Genomic DNA, 19,310 nt, shown 5'->3' with positions numbered 1-19,310 from the left:
AGGTGATTTTCGCGAAGGGCCATGGCACCCAAAACGACTTCGTGGTGCTGCCCGACCTCGACGCGCAGCTGTCGCTGCAACCGGCTGCGGTGGCCGCGTTGTGCGACCGCCGACGCGGCCTGGGCGCCGACGGCGTACTGCGGGTGACCAGGGCTGGTGCGGCCCTGGCAGCCGGGGTGTTCGAGCGCCTGCCCGACGGCGTCGCGGCCGGCGACTGGTACATGGACTACCGCAACGCCGACGGGTCCATCGCGCAGATGTGCGGCAACGGGGTACGCGTGTTCGCGCACTACCTGAAGGCCTCCGGCCTGGAGACCGCCGACGAGTTCGTGGTCGGCTCGCTGGCGGGGCCGCGCCCGGTGGTGCTGCACCATGCCGATGCCGACACCGCCGAGGTCACCGTCGAGATGGGCAAGGCCAACCGGTTCGGCACCGGCTCGGCCGTTGTCGGCGGCCGCAGCTTCTCCGGCCTGGCGGTCGACGTGGGGAATCCGCATCTGGCCTGCGTGGGAATCGACCGTGCCGAGCTGGCAGCCCTGGACGTGGGCGCGCCGGTGTCCTTCGACGCAGAGCTGTTCCCCGACGGTGTCAACGTCGAGATCGTGACCGCGCCGGTCGACGGTGCGGTGAGCATGCGGGTGCACGAACGTGGTGTCGGCGAGACCCGCTCGTGTGGCACCGGGACCGTCGCCGCAACCGTGGCCGCCCTGGCACACCAGGGTGCCGACACCGGGACCCTGCAGGTACGGATACCCGGCGGCCAGGTGTCGGTGACCGTCACCGAATCCACCAGCTACCTGCGGGGTCCGTCGGTGCTGGTGGCGCGCGGTGAACTGTCCGAGGTGTGGTGGAACACTGCACACGCGTAATTGGGATGCGCACGCGGTGGGCGGCGTGACAATCTGGAAGTACATATGACGTACCCACAGACACCCAGCACCGGCGAACTCGCCCTCCAGGATCGCGCCTCACTGCGCCGCGTCGCCGGGCTATCCACAGAACTGACCGACGTCTCCGAGGTCGAATACCGCCAGCTCCGGCTGGAAAGAGTGGTCCTGGTCGGCGTGTGGACCGACGGCTCCTCGGCCGACGCCGACGCCAGCCTGGCCGAGCTCGCGGCCCTCGCCGAGACCGCGGGCTCAGAGGTTCTCGAAGGCCTCATCCAGCGCCGCGACAAGCCTGACCCGTCCACCTACATCGGCTCCGGCAAGGCTGCCGAACTGCGCGAGGTCGTCGTGGCCACGGGGGCCGACACCGTGATCTGCGACGGCGAACTCTCCCCGGCGCAGCTGAACTCCCTGGAAAAGGTGGTCAAGGTCAAGGTCATCGACCGCACCGCGCTGATCCTGGACATTTTCGCCCAGCACGCGACGAGCCGCGAGGGCAAAGCGCAGGTGTCGCTGGCCCAGATGGAGTACATGCTCCCGCGACTGCGCGGTTGGGGCGAGTCGATGTCCCGGCAGGCGGGTGGTCGAGCCGGCGGCGCGGGCGGCGGCGTCGGCACCCGTGGTCCGGGCGAGACCAAGATCGAGACCGACCGTCGGCGGATCCGCGAGCGCATGTCCAAGCTGCGCCGCGAAATCCGCGACATGAAGAAGGTCCGGGACACCCAGCGCAGTCGCAGGCTGACCTCCGATGTCGCGTCGGTGGCGATCGTCGGCTATACCAACGCCGGTAAGTCGAGCCTGCTCAACGCCCTGACCGGGGCCGGGGTGCTGGTGGAGAACGCGTTGTTCGCGACGCTCGAACCCACTTCGCGCCGTGGGGAATTCGACGATGGGCGGCCGTTCGTGCTGACCGACACCGTCGGGTTCGTGCGGCACCTGCCCACGCAGTTGGTGGAGGCGTTCCGGTCGACCCTCGAAGAGGTCGTGGACGCCGATCTGCTCGTGCACGTCGTCGACGGCTCCGACGCCAACCCGCTGGCTCAGATCAGCGCGGTGCGGCAGGTGATCGGCGAGGTGATCGCCGAGCACGACGGTCGTCGGGCGCCGGAACTGTTGGTGGTCAACAAGATCGACGCCACCGGCGACCTGGCGCTGGCGCAGCTGCGGCGGGCGCTGCCCGACGCGGTGTTCGTCTCGGCGCACTCCGGTGACGGGCTGGACCGGCTGCGGCAGCGGATGGGGGAGCTGGTCGAACCCACCGACACCATGGTCGATGTGACCATCCCGTACGAGCGGGGCGATCTCGTGGCCAAACTGCACGCCGAAGGCCGCATCGACGCCACCGAACACGGCGCCGATGGCACCAGGATCAAAGCCCGCGTGCCCGTCCCGCTGGCGGCGAGCCTCGGCGAGTTCGCCACCTTCTGACCGCGAGCAGACGCCGCGGTACGCGACACGCCGGTTGACGGGTACCGGCGTGTCTGCTCGCCAGGGTCAGGCGGCGGGTTTCGACGTCTTGGTGTCGCTGCTCTTGTCGGTGGCCTTGGCGGTGTCCTGCCCGAGGGCCTTGCGCACCGTGCTGCCGATCGACTTCGCCAGATCACGGACGGGATGTCCGTTGAGGCCCAACGTCTTTCGCGGCGAGGGGCGATCGGTTTGGCTCGCTGATGCCGGCTTGACCACACTGCTCAGCCGCGGCGAGGGCGTGGCGGCGACTTTCTGGACGTCCGGGGTGTCGGCGGAGGTCACCGGAGCGGGCGTCGGGTCGGTCGCGATCGTCGCGGTGGTGGCGCTCTGGGTCGGGTCGGTCCAGCCGGGCAACGGCGCCAGTCCCGGTTGGCTCGCGGCGGTGATCCCTTCGGGTATGTCGTTGATGAGATCACTCGCCAACGTGACCGGGTTGACCCGCGGGACGAGTTGGAACGGGGTGGGAGTGCCGTAATTGGTTCTGTCGTAACCGGTTTCGATGAGGGTCTGCACGGTCGGCGAGATCAGGTTGACGACGGGCACCACGAGCGCCGACGTGCCCGTCGCCGCACCGAGGTCGAGCGCGGGCTGCATGATCGGCAGGTACTTGGCCGGCAGGGTGATGTAGTAGGTGTCGCCCTCCTTCTGGCAGTGCGTCGCCGCGCTGCAGTCGGTCTTGGCGTTGTCCACAGCGGCCTGGACCTGCTCGGGTGTGTAGCCGTAGGGGGTGGCCGATGCCGGGTCGGTGCCGTCGGGCGCGAGATAGGTGCCGTGGACGTACTCGAACCCGGCGACGGCGTTGGCCATGGCCAGTGGGTTGAGCACCCAGGACGGCGCATCCGAGACACCGTCGTACTGCAGCGCGATGTCGTAGGTGGTGATGCCGGTGTCGGTCGGCGTCGGCTGACCGAACGTCGCGTCGAGGACCGGCACGGTGCCCAGGATCGCGAGCCGTTCGAACAGCCCGCCGTTCGGCCGGTTGGGGTTGCCGATCAGCACGAACGTCAGGTCGTTCTTCTGGTCGGCGGGCAGATCGGCCAGCTGGCCCTTCACGATGCTGGCGACCGTCGCGCCCTGCGAGTAGCCGAAGACGATGACCGGATGATCGTCGGTGGGATTGTTGGGCCCGACGAGTTGGCTGGTCAGGCTCGTCACCCCGCTGGCCACCGAAACGTTCCATTTCGCACCCTGCAGCCCGCCCCACCCGGCGAACGGGAACGGCCAGAACTGGGCGATGTAGGGCACCGGTACGGGTGTGGCGCAGCCGTCCGTACCGCAGGTCCCGCCCGGCTCGACGTAGTAACCGACGGCATTGGCCATGTAGTTGTTGGAATCCGCCGGGTTCGGCGTTCCCGTGCCCGGCACGATCAACGGCGTCACCGCCGCATTCAGTGCGACCTCGGCCGCCAGCGTCGTCGTCACCCCGATGACCGCGGAACCGGACATCGCCACGCCGGCCACCAGCATGGTGCGGACCATCGAGCGGGCTGAGATTCGCATGCGGCCTCCTCCTTTCGCTGACGCCGACGTCAGCGCTCAGGGGATCTTTGCATCGTCACGCAACGGTCACATGCGAATCGAGCGAACTGCTCGGGCGCGTCGATCTCAGTCGGACGAGGTGCGGATCACGGGCGGTTCATGGGCCCGCAACGGCGGCAACGGCCCGTCGAACTTCTCCACCTCGACCAGCACGTGGGCACCGGTGCAGCCGCGGGCCAGCGACGATGTCCCGACATCGTCGGTCAGCACGTTCGGATTACCGTGCACGCACATCGAATCCGGGTCGGCAGGGTCGGCCGGGTCGAACCAGGCGCCGGTCGACAACTGCACGACATCTCGTCGCAGCCGGTCGTCGACGACGAGTCCGGCCAGGCAGGCTCCGCGGTCGTTGAACACTCGCACGATGTCACCGTCGACCAGTCCGCGCCGTGCCGCGTCGTCCGGGTGCATCCGGATCGGTTCGCGCCCTTGAACTTTCGAACCCTGGCTGGTGGCGCCGCCGTCCAGCTGGCTGTGCAGCCGGGTCGAGGGCTGGTTGGCTAGCAGATGCAGAGGATAGCTCCGCGCGCGCTCGCCGCCGAGCCATTCGGCCGGTTCGTACCACGCCGGATGTCCGACGCAGTCGGCATAGCCGAACCCGTCGATGGTCTCGGAGAAGATCTCGATGCGGCCACTCGGCGTACCGAGGCGGTGGGCCTGCGGATCGGCGCGATAGTCGCCCAGCAGCGTCAGCCCCGGTTCGGTGGGCAACCGTAGCTGGCCGGCCGTCCAGAATTCGTCGAACGTGGGAACGTCGAAATCGAGTCCGGCAGACCATTTTTCGTACATGTGCACGAGCCATTGCCGGGCGGTGCGACCCTCGGTGAACTGTGCTCCGAAGCCCAGCGCGTCGGCGAGTGCGGCGAAGGTGGTGTAGTCGTCGCGGGACTGCGCATAGGGCTCGACGAGCTGGGGCATGGTCACGAGCAGCGGATCGTTGCGGGAACCCGAGTAGTCCTCGCGCTCGTAGGCCGTGGTCGACGGCACGACGATGTCGGCATGTTTGGCCATGGCGGTCCAGTACGGGTCGTGCACCACCACGGTGTCGACCCGAGCCAGCGCCCGCCGCAGCCGCGGGATGTTCTGGTGGTGGTGGAACGGATTGCCGCCGGCCCAATACACACATTTGATGTCCGGATAGGTCAGCCGCTGACCGTTGTAATCGAACTGCTCGCCGGGATGCAGCAGCATGTCGCTGACGGCGGCCACCGGGATGAATGTCTGCACCGGGTTGGGGCCCTGCGGGAGCACCGGCAGCCGGCAGCGCAGCGGCGGCAGCCCGGGTTCGTTCATCGACCCGTAGCCGTGGCCGAATCCGCCGCCGGGCACCCCGATCTGGCCCAGCATCGCGGCGAGCGTCAGCCCCATCCACGGAGCCTGCTCGCCGTGGCGGATCCGTTGCAGAGACCAACTGACGGTGACCATGGTGCGCCCGGCGGCCATGCGGCGGGCCAGCGCCGTCAGCTCGTCGGCCGTGATCCCGCTGATCTGCTCCGCCCACTGCGGCGACTTCGCGATGCCGTCGTCGTGGCCGAGCAGATAGCGCTCGAACCGCTCGTAGCCGGTGCAATAGGTGTCCAGGAATGCGCGGTCGGCCAATCCCTCGGTGGCCAGCACGTGGGCGAGTCCGAGCATGACGGCCACGTCGGTGCCAGGAACGGGCGCGTGCCACTCGCAGTCACCGTCGACGTCGTCGCGCAGCGGACTGAACGACACGATGCGCCCGCCCCGGTCGCGCAACCGGCGCAGTGCATCGCGGGCGGGATGCGCGGTGGTACCGCCGTGATTGATGCCGGTGTTCTTCAACGCGAGGCCGCCGAAGCTGACGAGCAGATCCGTGTGGGCGACGATGACGTCCCAATCGGTGGATCGCTTGAACAGGTCATCGTGGGTGCCGACCACGCGCGGCATGATCACCGCGGTGGCGCCCAGGCTGTAGGAGTTCCGCGAGGACGTGTAGCCGCCGAGCATCTTGAGGAAGCGGTGCACCTGGCTCTGAGCATGGTGGAACCGCCCGGCGCTGGCCCACCCGTAGGAGCCGGCGTAGATGGCCTCATTCCCGTGGGTGTCGACGACCCGGCGCAGTTCGTCGGCCAGCAGTTCGGTCAGTTCGTCCCAGGACACTGCGACGAACTCGTCGGCGCCACGCCAGCTGCTGGGGCCGGGGCCGTCACGGAGCCAGCCGCGCCGCACCGCCGGGCCGGCGATGCGTGACCGGTGCCGGACGGCGCCGGGCAGGTTGCCGAGCAGCGGGGAGGGGTCGGTGTCGCCGGCCAACGGCGTGACAGATGCAATGTCTCCGGCGTCGACTCGCGCGGTGAACGCACCCCAGTGCGTGAGGCTGGTCGGGGACGCCGGCACGACGGCCAGTCTACGGCGTAACGCGGACACCTCGGATGTACCCAACCATCCGGTTGGTATAAGTTGGCCCCAAGTCGAAACCCAGTACCGGAGGTCACACCATGAGCGGTGTTGTGAAGTACGAGCGCACTCTGTTCGAACCTGAGCATGAACTCTTCCGCGAGTCTTACCGGGCTTTCCTGGAACGGCACGTCGCGCCGTACCACGACCAGTGGGAGAAGGACAAGATCGTCGACCGCGGGGTCTGGCTGGAGGCCGGTAAGCAGGGGTTTCTCGGCATGGCCGTGCCCGAGGAGTACGGCGGTGGCGGCAACGGCGACTTCCGCTACAACACGATCATCACCGAGGAGACGGTCGCGGGCCGCTACAGCGGTATCGGTTTCGGGCTGCACAACGACGTGGTGGCGCCGTACCTGCTGCGGCTGGCCAACGAGGAGCAGAAGCAGCGGTGGCTGCCGAAATTCTGCACCGGAGAAATCATCACCGCGATCGCAATGACCGAACCGGGCACCGGCAGTGACCTTCAGGGCATCAAGACCCGCGCCGTGCGCGAGGGCGACCACTACATTCTCAACGGCTCGAAGACCTTCATCACCAACGGCATCCACTCCGATCTCGTGATCGTCGTGGCCCAGACCGATCCCGAGAAGGGCGCGCTGGGCTTCTCGCTGCTGGTCGTCGAACGCGGCATGGAGGGTTTCGAACGCGGCCGCCACCTCGACAAGATCGGCCTGGAAGCCCAGGACACCGCCGAGCTGTCGTTCACCGATGTCAAGGTCCCGGTTGAGAATCTGCTCGGCGAAGAAGGCCAGGGCTTCGTCTACCTGATGCAGAACCTGCCGCAGGAGCGCATCTCGATCGCGATCATGGCTGCCGCGGCCATGGAGACGGTGCTCGAACAGACGCTGCAGTACGCCAAGGAGCGCAAGGCGTTCGGCAAGCCCATCGGCAGTTTCCAGAACAGCCGCTTCCTGCTGGCCGAACTGGCCACCGAGGCCACCGTGGTGCGGATGATGGTCGACGAATTCGTGCGGCTGCACCTCGACGAGAAGTTGTCTGTCGAACAGGCCGCCATGGCCAAGTGGTACTCGACCGAGAAGCAGGTCAACCTCATCGACCGGTGTCTTCAGCTGCACGGAGGCTATGGATACATGCGGGAATACCCGATCGCCCGCGCTTACCTGGATGCCCGCGTGCAGACCATCTACGGCGGCACCACCGAGATCATGAAGGAGATCATCGGCCGTAGTCTGGGGGTCTGACCCGGCCAGGACGGTGCCAAAACGCCGGTGCGCGGCCGGCCGGACGGTTGAATTGCAGGGTTTTTTGCCCTGTGATCGGCGATGTTCCTTGGTTATCGCCGTCGACTAAAGCAGAGTTGTCGGGCGGGATACATTCTTCGGAACTTTGCCGAACAGCGGGGAGGATGCATGACGAGGCCGGGAGCAAGGCTGAACGGGACCGTTCGGCGGGTGACGGCCGGTCTGTTTGCGGTGGCCGTCGCCGGCCTGTTTGCACCGGTGGCGGCGGCGAGCCCCGAGTCCGATGCCGGTGCCGCCATCTCCGCGGCCTGGGATGCCAGCGGCGGGGATGGCGGACCGCTGGGTGCCCGCAACGGTGACGTGTATGCCACCGGCTCGGGATTCGGGCAGAACTTCGCGACCGGGAAGATCTTCTTCACGCCCGCGACGGGCGCGCACTACGTGACAGGCGCCATCCTGGAGAAATACGAGGCGCTGGGCGGCCCCGCCGACAGCGATCTCGGATTCCCGACCATCGACGAAGGCGCCGGACGCGCGCCGGACAGCCGCAATTCGACCTTCAGCGCATCCGACAAACCGGTGATCTTCTGGACTCCGACGACCGGGGCACACGTGGTTCGCGGCGCGATCAACGCGGGCTGGGACAAGCTGGGCGGATCCGCCGGGGTGCTGGGCGTCCCGTCGGAGGACGAGGCCTACCGCGGCGACGTCGTCTCGCAGAAGTTCACCGGCGGCGAGCTGTCCTGGAATCCCAAGTCCAAGGAGTTCACCACCGATCCGCCTGACCTTGCCGACCAACTCAGCGGCCTGACGGTCGCCGACGACCCGACCACCGCCATCAGCGCGGCCCACCGTGCGGCGGGCGGCGACATGGGGCCACTGGGCGCCAAGGACGGCGATCAGTACCCGATCGGTGCCGACGGTGTCGGGCAGAAGTATGCGCACGGCGCGATCTTCTACACACCCGCCACCGGCGCCGCCGCGATCAGCGGCCAGCTGCTGGAGAAGTACCAGAGCGTCGGCGGCCCCGAGGGTGACCTCGGTTTCCCGACCAGCAGCGAAACCGACGGCGGGTTCGCGCAGAACAGCCGGATTGTGAGCTTCGCGGCGTCCGACAAGCCCGTCATCTTCCTGACGCCGGACTATGGCGCGGCGATCGTGCGCGGCGCCATGAACGCGGCATGGCAGAAGCTCGGCGGCGCACATGGTGACCTGGGCGCGCCGATGTCGGACCAGACCGAGAACGGCAGCGTGATCACCCAGAAGTTCAGCGGGGGAGCGATCTCCTGGGACCGCTCGGACAACACCTTCACCACCGAGCCGCCCAATCTGGCGTCGTCGCTGGCCGGTCTCGAGATCCCCGGGCTGGACGCCGGGCAGCCTCACGGCACCCCGCAGGCGTCGCCGTCGGAGCCGGGCAAGCCGTTCGCGTGGCACTGGAACTGGTGGTGGCTGCTCGCGGTGGTGCCGGTCGTGCTGTTGGCCGGGCTGATCGTCGGCGCCGCGCTGTGGCACCGCCGTCGGGGTCGGGCCGACGACGACTTCGACCACGACGCATTCGACGATGACGATCACTACGGCTCCGACTACGACGATGCCCACTATGACGACGGGCACGACGATGACGGACCGCACGACGACGGCCACTACGACGAGCCCGGCTATCAGCAGGGCCGATACGAGGCTCACGACTACGACGAGGCCCGGGCGCCGGTGCAGCACGCCGACGATTCGAACCCGTTCGAACCGGCCGCATACGGGGCCGCCGAGGCGGGAACCGCGCGCTTCGCGGGGGCCTATGAGTCCGCACCGCCTGCGGCGTCCTACACCCCGGCGGCCTCGCCGTACGACGATCCGACGGACATCGCGATGCCCGTGAGCCAGTGGGCTCCCCATGCCGCGGTCGACCCCATCGGCGACGTCGACGACGACGAACCACCGGAAGAAGCGGTCGAGCTGCTCAGCGGCCACGACAACGACGAGGACGACCTCGACGAGCAGGACGACACCGATGCCGCCGCCGATGTCGCGGAGGAGCCACGCGACCACGCCGCGGCGGAGCCGCGCGATCACGCCGCGGCGCCGCTGGATCCCGACTTCGACACCGACAACGTCGACACCGCGCCCACGCCCATCCCGACGCTGATGCCGCGGACGGATCCTGAAGCCGAGACCCACAGTGGGCGGCATGCGGCGATCGAACTGGACGAGCCGGTGCCCAGTGCCACGGCGCTACATCTGCCGCTGGACGATCCGCAGCGGGCACCCCAGGGCTACCCGATCAAGGCGGACACCAAGTCGGGCATGTACTGGTCTCCCGACAGCCGTCAGTACGACGACGCGGTCGCCGAAATCTGGTTCGCCAGCGAAGAGTTCGCCCGGACGAACGGATTCGTCCGCGCCGAGTGAGAACCGCCTCGAACGCGATCTAGATCTTGCGGATGACGGTGACGACCTTGCCGAGCACGGCGGCGTCGTTGCCCGGGATCGGATCGTAGGCGGGATTGTGCGGCATGAGCCACACCTGGCCGCGGGTCCGCTTGAACGTCTTGACCGTCGCTTCACCGTCGATCATCGCCGCCACGATGTCGCCGTTGTCGGCGACGTTCTGCTGCCGTACGACCACCCAGTCGCCGTCGCAGATCGCGGCATCGACCATGGAGTCGCCGACCACCTTGAGCAAGAACAGCGAACCTTCGCCCACGAGCTCGCGGGGGAGCGGGAACACGTCTTCGACCGCTTGCTCGGCCAGGATCGGGCCACCCGCGGCGATGCGACCGAGCACGGGGACGAACGTGGGCTCGGGTAGCGCGTCGGAGCCTGCCACGTCGGTGGTCACCAGCGGCGTCACCACAGGATCGTCGGCCGCCCGCACGTCGACGGCACGCGGCCGGTTGGGGTCACGGCGCAGGTAGCCCTTGCGCTCCAGCGTGCGCAATTGATGTGCGACTGAGGATGTCGAGGTCAGGCCGACCGCATCGCCGATCTCGCGGATGCTCGGCGGATAGCCGCGACTGGTGACCGACGCCCGGATCACCTCGAGGATGGTCCGCTGCCGTTCGGTGAGGCTGCTGTCTGGACTGCGGAGCCGACCGGTGCCGTCGTGAGGAGCAGGAATGTCGGTGCTCTCGTCGCTCATGGCGCCGAATCTAGTCGCTGAACGCCCATTGATCAAACATGTGTTCGAGGTGTGTCGGCTCGGATTGGGTGTCGGTCGACGTCTCGAAGGGCGGCGCGCTTCGTGCCGACCGAACTTGTCGGTACCCCGGTCTATCGTTTGGCAACAGTTCGATCACACGTTCTATCGTTCGAACACCTGATCGATTATATTCGAACACAGAAGCGAATCGCCCGGACCGAAAGGCAGTCAGATGGCCATCCTCCACATCCCCGCCGAGAGCCGCGCAGCTGTGTTGGCGAGCCGGCCCGCTCCGGTGCCCCAGCGCGACGCCCGCCCCGCGCGCCGTCCGCGGTCGGTGTACCGGCCGGCTCCGATGCGTCCGGCTGGCGCCCCACTCCGCTACCGCGGCACCGGCGTGCTGATGTCGCGGGCGTCGCACCGCCGCAAGCCCATCACCCCGGTCACCACGGTCCTGTTGGCGCTGGTCGCCGCGGCGATCACGGTGTGGCTGGGCCTGGTGGCGCAGTTGGGTGGGGTGGTCGGGACCGCCGCGCCGACACCCGACGAACTGGCCGTCGTGCAGGTGCGCAGCGGCGAGTCGCTGCAGCAGGTGGCCCGGCGGGTGGCCCCCGATGCGCCGGTCGCCGAGGTTGTGCAGCAGATCCGCGACCTGAACCAGCTGAAGTCGGTCGCGGTGGATGCGGGTCAGACACTGATCGCACCGGTCGGCTGACCGTGCCATGAGGCGTGAAACGGCTTGGTGTGCAACGGCACCCGCCGGATGTCCGACGACGTACGTGCCATGGGACCCGGCGTGGACCGTACCGCCGGCGGCGCAGGTAGGCTCAAGGGCGCTCGAACTTGTGGTCTGGCGGAATGACGAAGGAGCGGTGATGCACTGTCCCTTCTGCCGCCATCCCGATTCCCGGGTGGTCGATTCGAGAGAGACCGACGAGGGGCAGGCAATCCGGCGCCGACGCTCGTGCCCCGAATGTGGCCGCCGATTCACCACGGTCGAGACCGCCGTGCTGGCCGTCGTCAAGCGAAGTGGCGTCACAGAGCCGTTCAGCCGGGAGAAGGTCGTGCGGGGTGTGCGGCGCGCCTGCCAGGGCCGGCAGGTCGACGACGATGCGCTGAACCTGCTGGCGCAGAAGGTCGAGGATGCGGTGCGGAGCCTGGGCACGCCCGAGATTCCCAGTCACGAGGTGGGCCTGGCGATCCTCGGGCCGTTGCGTGAACTCGACGAGGTCGCCTACCTGCGGTTCGCCTCGGTATACCGGTCGTTCACGTCGGCCGATGACTTCGAGCGGGAGATCGAGGCGCTGCGCGCCCACCGGTCAGGCTGACCGCCCTAGTCCAGCTGGGTGCTGCCGTCGTTGGCGACGCGGCCTGCAACCCGAACCCAGCCCTCCGGGCTCCATAGCGTCTCGATGACCGACCCCTTGCCCTGGATGATCGTCAGATCGCGGCTGAGATAGTCGGTCATCCGCACGGCTGCGGCCCCGGTGGCCTCATCCTCGGGGATGCCCAGGTGCGGAGCGAACATCCGTGACCGTATGACGCCCTGATCCTGGTCGATCCACGTCCACAGGTAGGTCTCGACGTCGTCGGAGAAGTCGTCCGGTTGGGCGGCCATCAGTTCCTCGGTCGACGACAGATCGTGGATGACGAACTCGGGAGCCCATTCGGAACGCGCGCTCACCGCAGCCAGGTCGCCGTCGTACTCGACCTGAACAATGCCTGCGGGCACGTGCAGGGTCTTGACCGGTTTCCCGGTGTCGCGCAGCCACCACGATGCGCCGACGGTCGGGTGGCCCGCGAATGCCAGCTCGGATGCCGGCGTGTAGATCCGGGCCTGTGCCGATGTGCCGCCGGGCGGTGGTACATCGATGAAAATGGTTTCGCTGTAACCCAATTCGGTGGCGATGCGCTGCCGGTCGGCCGGGTCCACGGTGCTGTTGTCGACCACGCCCAGCGGGTTGCCGAACTTGCCGTCGGAATCGGTGAACACACGCAACACGGTCACATCAATGGCCATAAGCCGATGCTACGTGCGCCGATCGTCGGTGGCTTGAGCCGGGGACCGGGCTAGGTGGCGCTGCGTTCGTCGGCGCCCATCGCGTCGAGCACCGCGACCTGGGTGTCCAGTGGCCCGGAGATGGTGGCCTCGCTGATCCCGGCGCGCAGCAGGTTGCGCAGCATTTCCTGGTCGTAGACCGCAGGCTCGGTCGAATCGATGAACCGTTCGACGACCTCGACGAAGCGGTCGGGATCGTCGTGGAACGGAAAATGCCCGGACCCCTCGAAGATCTCGAGCTGGGAACCGGGCATAGCCGCGTGTGCCATGAGCGCATGACTGACCGGGATCACCGAGTCCGAAGCACCCCAGATGAGTTGCACCGGAACGGATTCGGTCAGATAACAGCGGTCCAGCATGGTGACGACCTGGCCGCGCCAGTCCACCACGGCACGCAGCGTGCGGGCGAACGCCGACGACGCGGTGGGCTCGGGCAGATCGGCGAGGATGCGCAGCATGTCCGGGATGTCCCGGCCGACGCCGGTGGAGCCGAATACCGCCCCCGCGGCCCGGCCGATGATCTGCAGCGCGGGCAGGACCAGGGGCAGTCGCAGCAAGGCGAGAGCCTCACTGCCCATGGGCAGTGAAGCGATTCGCAGTGCGACGTTGACGTCTTTGGTCACCCCGCCGGCACCGACGAGAACCAGGCGGTCGACCAATTGCGGGAATTGATAAGCGAACTGCATGGCCACGCCGCCACCCAAGGAGTGCCCGATGACGGTGACGCGGTCGATGTCGAGAACGCTGAGCAGATCCCGCATGCCGTTGGCGTACGCGGCAACCGAGTAGTCCGCCCGCGGTTTGTCGGATCGGCCGTGGCCGAGCAGATCGGGGGCGATCACAGTGAACCGCTGAGCCAGTGCGGTCTGCACGGTCTGCCAGGTGGTCGAGTTGTCACCGATGCCGTGGATCAACAGGATCGCCGGTCCCGATCCGGCCACCCGGTACGCCCGCCGGTACCCGTGGACGGTGCGGAACTCGAGTGCCGGCGTGACCTCCCTGACCGATCGCAGATTGGGCTTTCGCTCCGTCATGTTCGCCAACCTCGCTGTCGGCCCTGGTGCGGGCTCCTATGGGTGGTCAGGGTCTGTGTCGTCGGGGTCGTCCGGGCGTCTGTCGTCGCGGTACAGGTCGTCTCGATATCTGTCGTCTTTGTACTTGTCGTCCTTGAATTTGTCACCGGCCTGCTGGGCGAGGAATCGTTCGAACTCCGCGCCCAACTCGTCGCCGCTGGGCAGTTCGTCGTCCCGTGCCAGCAGAGACCGATTCTCCTGTGCGGCAACGAACGCATCGTACTGTTGCTCCAGCGCCGCCACCACTTGGGCCACCTCGGCGCTGGCCTCTACCTGCTCGTTGATCTTTCCGTACACCTCGGCGCCGGCCTCGGACAGTGCGGCCAGCGGCAACTGCAGCGAACCTGTCCGTGCCACCTCGGCCAGCAGCGCCTCCGCGGCGGGCGGGTATGCCGTCTGGGCCAGGTAGTGCGGAACATGGACGGTGAAGCCGACCACCTCGTGACCGTGCTGAGCCATCCGGAACTCCAGCAGGTTGGACACGCTGGCAGGTACCTGCACCTCGCCGACCCAGGGGGTGTGCTCGGAGATGAGCTCCTTGTTGTTCGCGTGCGCAGTGAGGGTTACCGGCCGGGTGTGCGGCACCGCCATCGGGATGGTGCCGAGTCCGATGGTCTGCCGCACACCGAGCCGCTCGGCGAGCAGCCGGACGGCAGTGATGAACCGTTCCCAGCGCAGGTCCGGCTCCATGCCTGCGAGCAGCAGGAACGGGGTGCCGACACTGTCATGCAGGGCGTACAGGTTGAGCTCGGGGTCCTCGTAGCCGGTGAAGTGGTCGGTCTTGAACGTCATCAACGGCCGCCGCGACCGGTAGTCGAGGAGTTCGTCGATGGCGAACGAGGCGACCAGTTCGGTGTCGAGGCTGTTCTTGAGGTGCTCGGCCGCCAGCCGGATCGCGTGGCCGGCGTCCGAGAACCCTTCGAGGGCGTGGATCATCACCGGTCCGCGCCCGTCGGACGCAGACAACTGCGGCGCGGGAAACTCCAGCTCGTACATCCCGCTCTGATCGGGCTGGTAGTGGTGCTCAGGGTGCTCGCTACTGTCGGCCATCACTCCGTCTCCTTGTCACTGCACGCCCTGGTCCAGATCGTGCCGAACCCTCGTGCTGTGCCATATAGTGTCGCGCATTCCCATCGTGCGGCGCGTTATGCCCCGCATGTGGAAATCGAACAGGCAGCGCCCACCCGGCATTCCAGCCTGAGCGACGGTTTTTCGGGCAGGATCGGTGGACATGCAGGTGGCGAGGGTTCGGACGGTCGCGGCAGCGGCGGCCATCGCGTCTGTCGTCGTGTCGTGTGCGGCGCCTGCCCCTGCGCGGCACACCGGGTCAGCGGCGACCCCCGCCGTCTCGGCGGCATCGGCCCCGCAGGCCGACCCCGAGGCCAACGCCGTCTCGGGCGCCGCACCCGTCGCACCGGACCCTCGGGTGGGGGCGGTGTTTCTCGGCGGGGGGACCGGTGAGTCGGTGCACACGTGCAGCGCTGCGGTCCTCGACAGCAGCACCGGGGATCTGATCCTCACCGCCGCACACTGTGTGGCCGACGGCATCGGCACCACATTCATCCCAGGCTTCCACGACGGGGATGACGACATCTGGCGGATCGCCACGGTCTATCTGGACCCCAGGTGGGTCGCATCGCAGGATCCGCACGCCGATTTCGCCATCGCCCGGGTGCATCACGAGTCCGACGAGGCGGCCCAGTCGTTGACGGGCGGCCTCACCCTCGGCTCGGCGCCGCCGGCGGGCACCTCCGTCGCGGTCACCGGCTACCCGATGGGATCTGGTGGCAATCCGCTGCGGTGTCAAGGGGTGACCGGGCTCTCGCACGACGGATATCCGTCGCTGCCGTGTATCGGTCTGACCGACGGCTTCAGCGGCGCACCATGGATCGTGGGTTCTACGGTGATCGGCTTGATCGGCGGGCCCGACGGCGGCGGCTGCGACGACGACCTGTCCTTCTCGCCCCGATTCGACGAATCGATCGTGGGGCTGCTGGCGCGCGCGGAGGCCGGCGGGGCAGGCGACTCCGCCCCCTCGGCCTACGACAGCGACTGCTAAGCGCGGAACTGGTTCAGCGCGCGCAGCTTGTTCATCACGTCGAGTGCGGCCACCTTGTAGGCCTCGGAGAACGTCGGGTAGTTGAACACCGCATCGACGAGGTATTCCACCGTGCCGCCGCAACCCATCACAGCCTGGCCGATGTGGACCATCTCGGTGGCGCTGGTGCCGAAGATGTGTACCCCGAGCACGCGTAGGTCCTCGGTGGACACCAGCAGCTTGAGCATGCCGTAGGAGTCGCCCGCGATCTGACCGCGAGCCAGCTCACGGTAGCGCGACACACCGACCTCGTAGGGGATCGAATCCTTGGTGAGGTCGACCTCGGTGGCGCCCACGTACGACACCTCGGGAATCGAGTAGATGCCGATGGGCTGCAGCTGCATCATGCCCTTGGTGGGCTCGCCGAACGCGTGGTAGGCCGCCAGCCTGCCCTGCTCCATCGAGGTCGCGGCCAGGGCGGGGAAACCGATGACATCGCCGACCGCGTAGATGTGGTCGACCTTGGTACAGAAGTTGTCGTCGACGAAGATCCGGCCCCGGTTGTCGCACTCCAGGCCGGCGTTGGGCAGGTCGAGATGATCGGTCTGGCCCTGACGACCCGCCGAGTACATGACGGTCTCGGCCGGGATCTGTTTGCCGCTGGCCAGCGTCGTGACGGTTCCGGCCGAGCCGACGTCGACCGCGGTCACCTCTTCGCCGAACCGGAAGGTCACCGCGAGGTCGCGCAGGTGAAACTTCAGGGCCTCCACGATTTCGGGGTCGCAGAAATCCAGCATGGAGTCGCGCTTTTCCACAACGGTTACCTTGGTGCCGAGCGCGGCGAACATCGATGCGTACTCGATGCCGATGACGCCCGCGCCGACGACCACCATCGAGGTGGGCAGCGACTTGAGATCGAGAATGCCGTCGGAGTCCAGCACGCGCTCTTCATCGAACTCGACGCCTGCGGGGCGGGCGGGTTTGGTGCCCGTGGCCAGCACGATGTAGCGGCCGCGCACCGTGACGAGCTCGGCGCGGTTCGGATCTTCGACCAGGATGGTGTGCTCGTCGGCGAAGCGGCCGTGCCCGGTGTAGAGCTCGATCCGGTTGCGCATGAGCTGTGAGCGCACCACGTCGATCTCTTTGCCGATGACATGCTGTGTTCGCGCCAGCAGATCGGCCGGGGTGATCTTCTCCTTGACGCGGTAGCTAGCGCCGTAGAGCTCGCGCTGGCTCATGCCGGTCAGATAGACGACCGCTTCGCGCAGTGTCTTCGAGGGGATGGTGCCGGTGTTGACGCATACGCCACCGAGCATCCGCCCACGTTCGATGACGGCGACCGACTTGCCCAGTTTTGCGGCGGCGATGGCAGCACGCTGGCCGCCGGGACCTGAACCGATGACGACGAGGTCGTACTCCTGCATCGAACCCATGGGAGAGTGTTTACGCCGGTTGCTCGGATCTCGCACGCCGACCGCATCAAATTGCGCGTGAACAATTGCGCCGGACCGTTATCCCCAAAACGAGTTTCATCCACAGGTGGCCGTGATCGGGCGCCGCGGCGGATCGCGGTGACGGTGCCTGCTGCGACGGTCATGCCATGACATATTCATCGGATTCACCGGACACCGAGCAGTTCAGCCTCGACCGGCCCGGCGCCCTGATCGCCGCATTGCCCGCAGTCCTCGGTTTCGTTCCCGTGCACTCCCTGGTGCTGGTCACACTCGACGACGGTGCAGTGGGATGCGTTATGCGCGTTGACCTTTCACCAGACATGGCACCGCGGATCGATCATTTGGCCGAGGTGGCCTCAGCGGCCGAGCCGCAGACCGCCGTCGCGGTGTTCGTCGACGAGAAAGGGGCGGACTGCCAGCAGTGCAACGACGAATTCCGGGAACTGGCAGGCATGCTGGCCGAGCGGCTGGCGGACGGGGGTATCGAACTGCTCGGCGTTCACGTGGTCGACCGGGTCGAGGCCGGCGGCATCTGGCACTGCGCCGACGGCTGCGGCAGCCACGGCATCGTCGAGGATCCGTCCGCGTCGCCGTTAGCTGTGGCCGCGGTGCTCGACGGACGCAGGCTCTACCGGCGGCGCGAGGAACTGCAACAGATCGTCGAGGCCGACTCCGGACGCGGTGCGCGGCTGGCCCGGGTGATCGCTGAGCTGCCGGCCGCGCCACGCACCCGTGGCCGGGCCGGTGCGCGCGCAAACATCGAAGCCGCGATGGCTGTTGCGGGCCGGTTCGCCGAGGGGCGGCCACCCACCGATGGTGAGATGGCCAGGATCGCCGTGGCGTTGACCGATCCGCAGGTCCGCGACACGCTGTACGCGCTGGCGGTGGGGGACAGCGCTGCCGCGGCGGAGGCACTGTGGGCCGAGCTGGCCCGCGCGTTGCCGCCGCCGTGGCGGGCAGAGGCCCTTGTGCTGCTGGCATTCTCGGCCTACGTGCGGGGTGACGGACCGCTTACCGGGGTGTCGCTGGATGCCGCACTCGACTGCGATCCCGAGCACCGGATGGCGGGCATGCTCGACACCGCATTGCAGTCGGGGATGCGCCCCGAGCAGGTCCGCGAGCTGGCCCTCAGCGGCTACCGGCAGGCCGACCGTCTCGGCGTGCGGTTGCCGCCGCGTCGAACCTTCGGATCTGTCAGACCTTCTCGACCTTGACGGCGTGCGCCATCTGGTGGGGCAGCTCGACCTGTTGGTGGCCGGGGATCAGGATCATCACGCCGCCATGGTCGTTCGCCTCGACGGTGACCCGGGCGTTGGGCACGACACCGGCTTCCTTGAGCCGTCCGATCAGTTCGGTGTCGCCTTGGACGTGTTCGGTCAGCTGACGCACCACGACCGCGACCGGCAACCCGACCGGCAGCTCGGTCAGCCGGACCAGGCTCACGTCGTCGGAGAAACCGGTGGTTCCGACACCGAGTTCGGACAGGCCGGGGATCGGGTTGCCGAACGGTGAGGTGGTGGGGTTGTTGAGCACATGCATCAGGCGTCGCTCGACGTCTTCACTCATCACGTGTTCCCACCGGCACGCCTCGGCGTGCACGTCTTCCCACGGGAGTCCGATGACGTCGACGAGCAGCCGCTCGGCGAGCCGGTGCTTGCGCATCACCGCGATGGCCAGCGAGCGGCCCTTGTCGGTCAGCTCCAGGTGCCGGTCACCGGCGACGTGCAGCAGCCCATCGCGCTCCATCCGCGACACCGTCTGGCTGACGGTGGGACCACTCTGGTCGAGCCGCTCGGCAATTCGGGCACGCAGAGGCACCACGCCCTCTTCTTCGAGGTCGTAGATGGTCCGCAGATACATCTCGGTGGTATCGACAAGATCGTTCATTCGCGCCTTCCAAGCCCAAACGTCACACGACAGTCTACCGTTCGGGCGGCCGGAACTGGCGGCCAACGTGGTCGTGCCGCTCGCCACCGAGGCGTCGCCGTTCAGGGCGGAAAAACCTGGGCAAATGCGATGTGCCCGCCGGGT

Annotated in this window: 16 protein-coding genes; 8 read left to right on the top strand and 8 right to left on the bottom strand. The window is 67.7% G+C overall.

The window, feature by feature from the left end:
• Positions 1 to 2 precede the first annotated feature (2 nt).
• Entirely contained in the window at positions 3 to 869 is an 867-nt protein-coding gene (dapF, locus tag RMCB_RS26095; RefSeq protein ID WP_062831134.1) for a diaminopimelate epimerase, read from the top strand.
• A 45-nt stretch (positions 870 to 914) separates the two neighbouring features.
• On the top strand, positions 915 to 2,315 hold the full coding sequence (gene hflX / locus RMCB_RS26090) for a GTPase HflX (protein ID WP_062831074.1): 1,401 nt from the start codon (positions 915 to 917) through the stop codon (positions 2,313 to 2,315).
• A 66-nt stretch (positions 2,316 to 2,381) separates the two neighbouring features.
• Here hflX and RMCB_RS26085 read toward each other — a convergent pair whose 3' ends face one another.
• Positions 2,382 to 3,854: a PE-PPE domain-containing protein gene (locus RMCB_RS26085; RefSeq protein WP_062831073.1), complete on the bottom strand. Its 1,473-nt coding sequence runs from the start codon at positions 3,852 to 3,854 to the stop codon at positions 2,382 to 2,384.
• 105 nt (positions 3,855 to 3,959) lie between these two features.
• Complete coding sequence (locus tag RMCB_RS26080; RefSeq protein ID WP_062831072.1) at positions 3,960 to 6,254, bottom strand: molybdopterin guanine dinucleotide-containing S/N-oxide reductase; 2,295 nt, start codon at positions 6,252 to 6,254, stop codon at positions 3,960 to 3,962.
• Positions 6,255 to 6,355: 101 nt separating this feature from the next.
• On the opposite strand from RMCB_RS26080, the gene RMCB_RS26075 reads away from it, so the two are divergent.
• Together RMCB_RS26075 and RMCB_RS26070 are read left to right on the top strand one after the other, a co-directional pair.
• Positions 6,356 to 7,516, top strand: coding sequence for an acyl-CoA dehydrogenase family protein (locus tag RMCB_RS26075; protein WP_062831071.1), 1,161 nt, complete (start codon positions 6,356 to 6,358; stop codon positions 7,514 to 7,516).
• A 168-nt stretch (positions 7,517 to 7,684) separates the two neighbouring features.
• The gene (locus RMCB_RS26070) at positions 7,685 to 9,925 is read left to right on the top strand and encodes an LGFP repeat-containing protein (protein ID WP_062831070.1); all 2,241 of its coding nucleotides are present in this window, start codon (positions 7,685 to 7,687) and stop codon (positions 9,923 to 9,925) included.
• 19 nt (positions 9,926 to 9,944) lie between these two features.
• Here RMCB_RS26070 and lexA read toward each other — a convergent pair whose 3' ends face one another.
• Positions 9,945 to 10,655, bottom strand: coding sequence for a transcriptional repressor LexA (gene lexA / locus RMCB_RS26065; RefSeq protein WP_029370148.1), 711 nt, complete (start codon positions 10,653 to 10,655; stop codon positions 9,945 to 9,947).
• Between the two features lie 232 nt (positions 10,656 to 10,887).
• On the opposite strand from lexA, the gene RMCB_RS26060 reads away from it, so the two are divergent.
• Both RMCB_RS26060 and nrdR read left to right on the top strand, forming a co-directional pair.
• The gene (locus tag RMCB_RS26060) at positions 10,888 to 11,370 is read left to right on the top strand and encodes a LysM peptidoglycan-binding domain-containing protein (RefSeq protein WP_234792249.1); all 483 of its coding nucleotides are present in this window, start codon (positions 10,888 to 10,890) and stop codon (positions 11,368 to 11,370) included.
• Positions 11,371 to 11,530: 160 nt separating this feature from the next.
• Positions 11,531 to 11,983 carry a transcriptional regulator NrdR gene (gene nrdR / locus RMCB_RS26055; protein ID WP_029370149.1) on the top strand — a complete coding sequence of 151 codons (453 nt, stop codon included), beginning with the start codon at positions 11,531 to 11,533 and terminating at the stop codon, positions 11,981 to 11,983.
• Between the two features lie 5 nt (positions 11,984 to 11,988).
• Here nrdR and RMCB_RS26050 read toward each other — a convergent pair whose 3' ends face one another.
• From RMCB_RS26050 to RMCB_RS26040, 3 genes are read right to left on the bottom strand one after another with little or no spacing between them, the layout of a single operon-like run.
• Positions 11,989 to 12,675: a PhzF family protein gene (locus RMCB_RS26050; protein ID WP_062831069.1), complete on the bottom strand. Its 687-nt coding sequence runs from the start codon at positions 12,673 to 12,675 to the stop codon at positions 11,989 to 11,991.
• 50 nt (positions 12,676 to 12,725) lie between these two features.
• Positions 12,726 to 13,748, bottom strand: coding sequence for an alpha/beta fold hydrolase (locus RMCB_RS26045; RefSeq protein ID WP_029370151.1), 1,023 nt, complete (start codon positions 13,746 to 13,748; stop codon positions 12,726 to 12,728).
• A gap of 36 nt (positions 13,749 to 13,784) precedes the next feature.
• Positions 13,785 to 14,837, bottom strand: a complete 1,053-nt coding sequence (locus RMCB_RS26040) for a proteasome assembly chaperone family protein (protein ID WP_062831068.1) — start codon at positions 14,835 to 14,837, stop codon at positions 13,785 to 13,787.
• Positions 14,838 to 15,018: 181 nt separating this feature from the next.
• Here RMCB_RS26040 and RMCB_RS26035 point away from each other — a divergent pair, with 181 nt between their 5' ends.
• Positions 15,019 to 15,846 carry a trypsin-like serine peptidase gene (locus tag RMCB_RS26035; protein ID WP_062831130.1) on the top strand — a complete coding sequence of 276 codons (828 nt, stop codon included), beginning with the start codon at positions 15,019 to 15,021 and terminating at the stop codon, positions 15,844 to 15,846.
• On the opposite strand, the gene sthA is transcribed toward RMCB_RS26035, so the two are convergent.
• Positions 15,843 to 17,249, bottom strand: coding sequence for a Si-specific NAD(P)(+) transhydrogenase (gene sthA, locus RMCB_RS26030; protein ID WP_109784435.1), 1,407 nt, complete (start codon positions 17,247 to 17,249; stop codon positions 15,843 to 15,845). The two genes, RMCB_RS26035 and sthA, sit on opposite strands and share 4 nt — an antisense overlap.
• A 176-nt stretch (positions 17,250 to 17,425) precedes the next feature.
• Here sthA and RMCB_RS26025 point away from each other — a divergent pair, with 176 nt between their 5' ends.
• Positions 17,426 to 18,493: a DUF4192 domain-containing protein gene (locus RMCB_RS26025; RefSeq protein ID WP_062831066.1), complete on the top strand. Its 1,068-nt coding sequence runs from the start codon at positions 17,426 to 17,428 to the stop codon at positions 18,491 to 18,493.
• On the opposite strand, the gene RMCB_RS26020 is transcribed toward RMCB_RS26025, so the two are convergent.
• On the bottom strand, positions 18,474 to 19,166 hold the full coding sequence (locus RMCB_RS26020) for an iron-dependent transcriptional repressor DtxR (RefSeq protein ID WP_029370156.1): 693 nt from the start codon (positions 19,164 to 19,166) through the stop codon (positions 18,474 to 18,476). The two genes, RMCB_RS26025 and RMCB_RS26020, sit on opposite strands and share 20 nt — an antisense overlap.
• Positions 19,167 to 19,310 lie beyond the last annotated feature (144 nt).

Origin of the sequence: Mycolicibacterium brisbanense (assembly GCF_001570425.1) — a bacterium.
Lineage (GTDB): Bacteria > Actinomycetota > Actinomycetes > Mycobacteriales > Mycobacteriaceae > Mycobacterium > Mycobacterium brisbanense.
The sequence above is the reverse complement of the archived record's forward strand: the minus strand, read 5'-3'. Positions and strand labels throughout refer to the sequence as shown.

What these genes read in the sequence shown, in the direction of transcription:
- hflX (WP_062831074.1), top strand. Translation starts at nt 915, where the DNA reads ATGACGTACCCACAGACACCCAGCACCGGCGAACTCGCCCTCCAGGAT.
- RMCB_RS26085 (WP_062831073.1), bottom strand. Translation starts at nt 3,854, where the DNA reads ATGCGAATCTCAGCCCGCTCGATGGTCCGCACCATGCTGGTGGCCGGC.
- RMCB_RS26075 (WP_062831071.1), top strand. Translation starts at nt 6,356, where the DNA reads ATGAGCGGTGTTGTGAAGTACGAGCGCACTCTGTTCGAACCTGAGCAT.
- RMCB_RS26070 (WP_062831070.1), top strand. Translation starts at nt 7,685, where the DNA reads ATGACGAGGCCGGGAGCAAGGCTGAACGGGACCGTTCGGCGGGTGACG.
- lexA (WP_029370148.1), bottom strand. Translation starts at nt 10,655, where the DNA reads ATGAGCGACGAGAGCACCGACATTCCTGCTCCTCACGACGGCACCGGT.
- RMCB_RS26060 (WP_234792249.1), top strand. Translation starts at nt 10,888, where the DNA reads ATGGCCATCCTCCACATCCCCGCCGAGAGCCGCGCAGCTGTGTTGGCG.
- nrdR (WP_029370149.1), top strand. Translation starts at nt 11,531, where the DNA reads ATGCACTGTCCCTTCTGCCGCCATCCCGATTCCCGGGTGGTCGATTCG.
- RMCB_RS26050 (WP_062831069.1), bottom strand. Translation starts at nt 12,675, where the DNA reads ATGGCCATTGATGTGACCGTGTTGCGTGTGTTCACCGATTCCGACGGC.
- RMCB_RS26045 (WP_029370151.1), bottom strand. Translation starts at nt 13,748, where the DNA reads ATGACGGAGCGAAAGCCCAATCTGCGATCGGTCAGGGAGGTCACGCCG.
- RMCB_RS26040 (WP_062831068.1), bottom strand. Translation starts at nt 14,837, where the DNA reads ATGGCCGACAGTAGCGAGCACCCTGAGCACCACTACCAGCCCGATCAG.
- RMCB_RS26035 (WP_062831130.1), top strand. Translation starts at nt 15,019, where the DNA reads ATGCAGGTGGCGAGGGTTCGGACGGTCGCGGCAGCGGCGGCCATCGCG.
- sthA (WP_109784435.1), bottom strand. Translation starts at nt 17,249, where the DNA reads ATGCAGGAGTACGACCTCGTCGTCATCGGTTCAGGTCCCGGCGGCCAG.
- RMCB_RS26025 (WP_062831066.1), top strand. Translation starts at nt 17,426, where the DNA reads ATGACATATTCATCGGATTCACCGGACACCGAGCAGTTCAGCCTCGAC.
- RMCB_RS26020 (WP_029370156.1), bottom strand. Translation starts at nt 19,166, where the DNA reads ATGAACGATCTTGTCGATACCACCGAGATGTATCTGCGGACCATCTAC.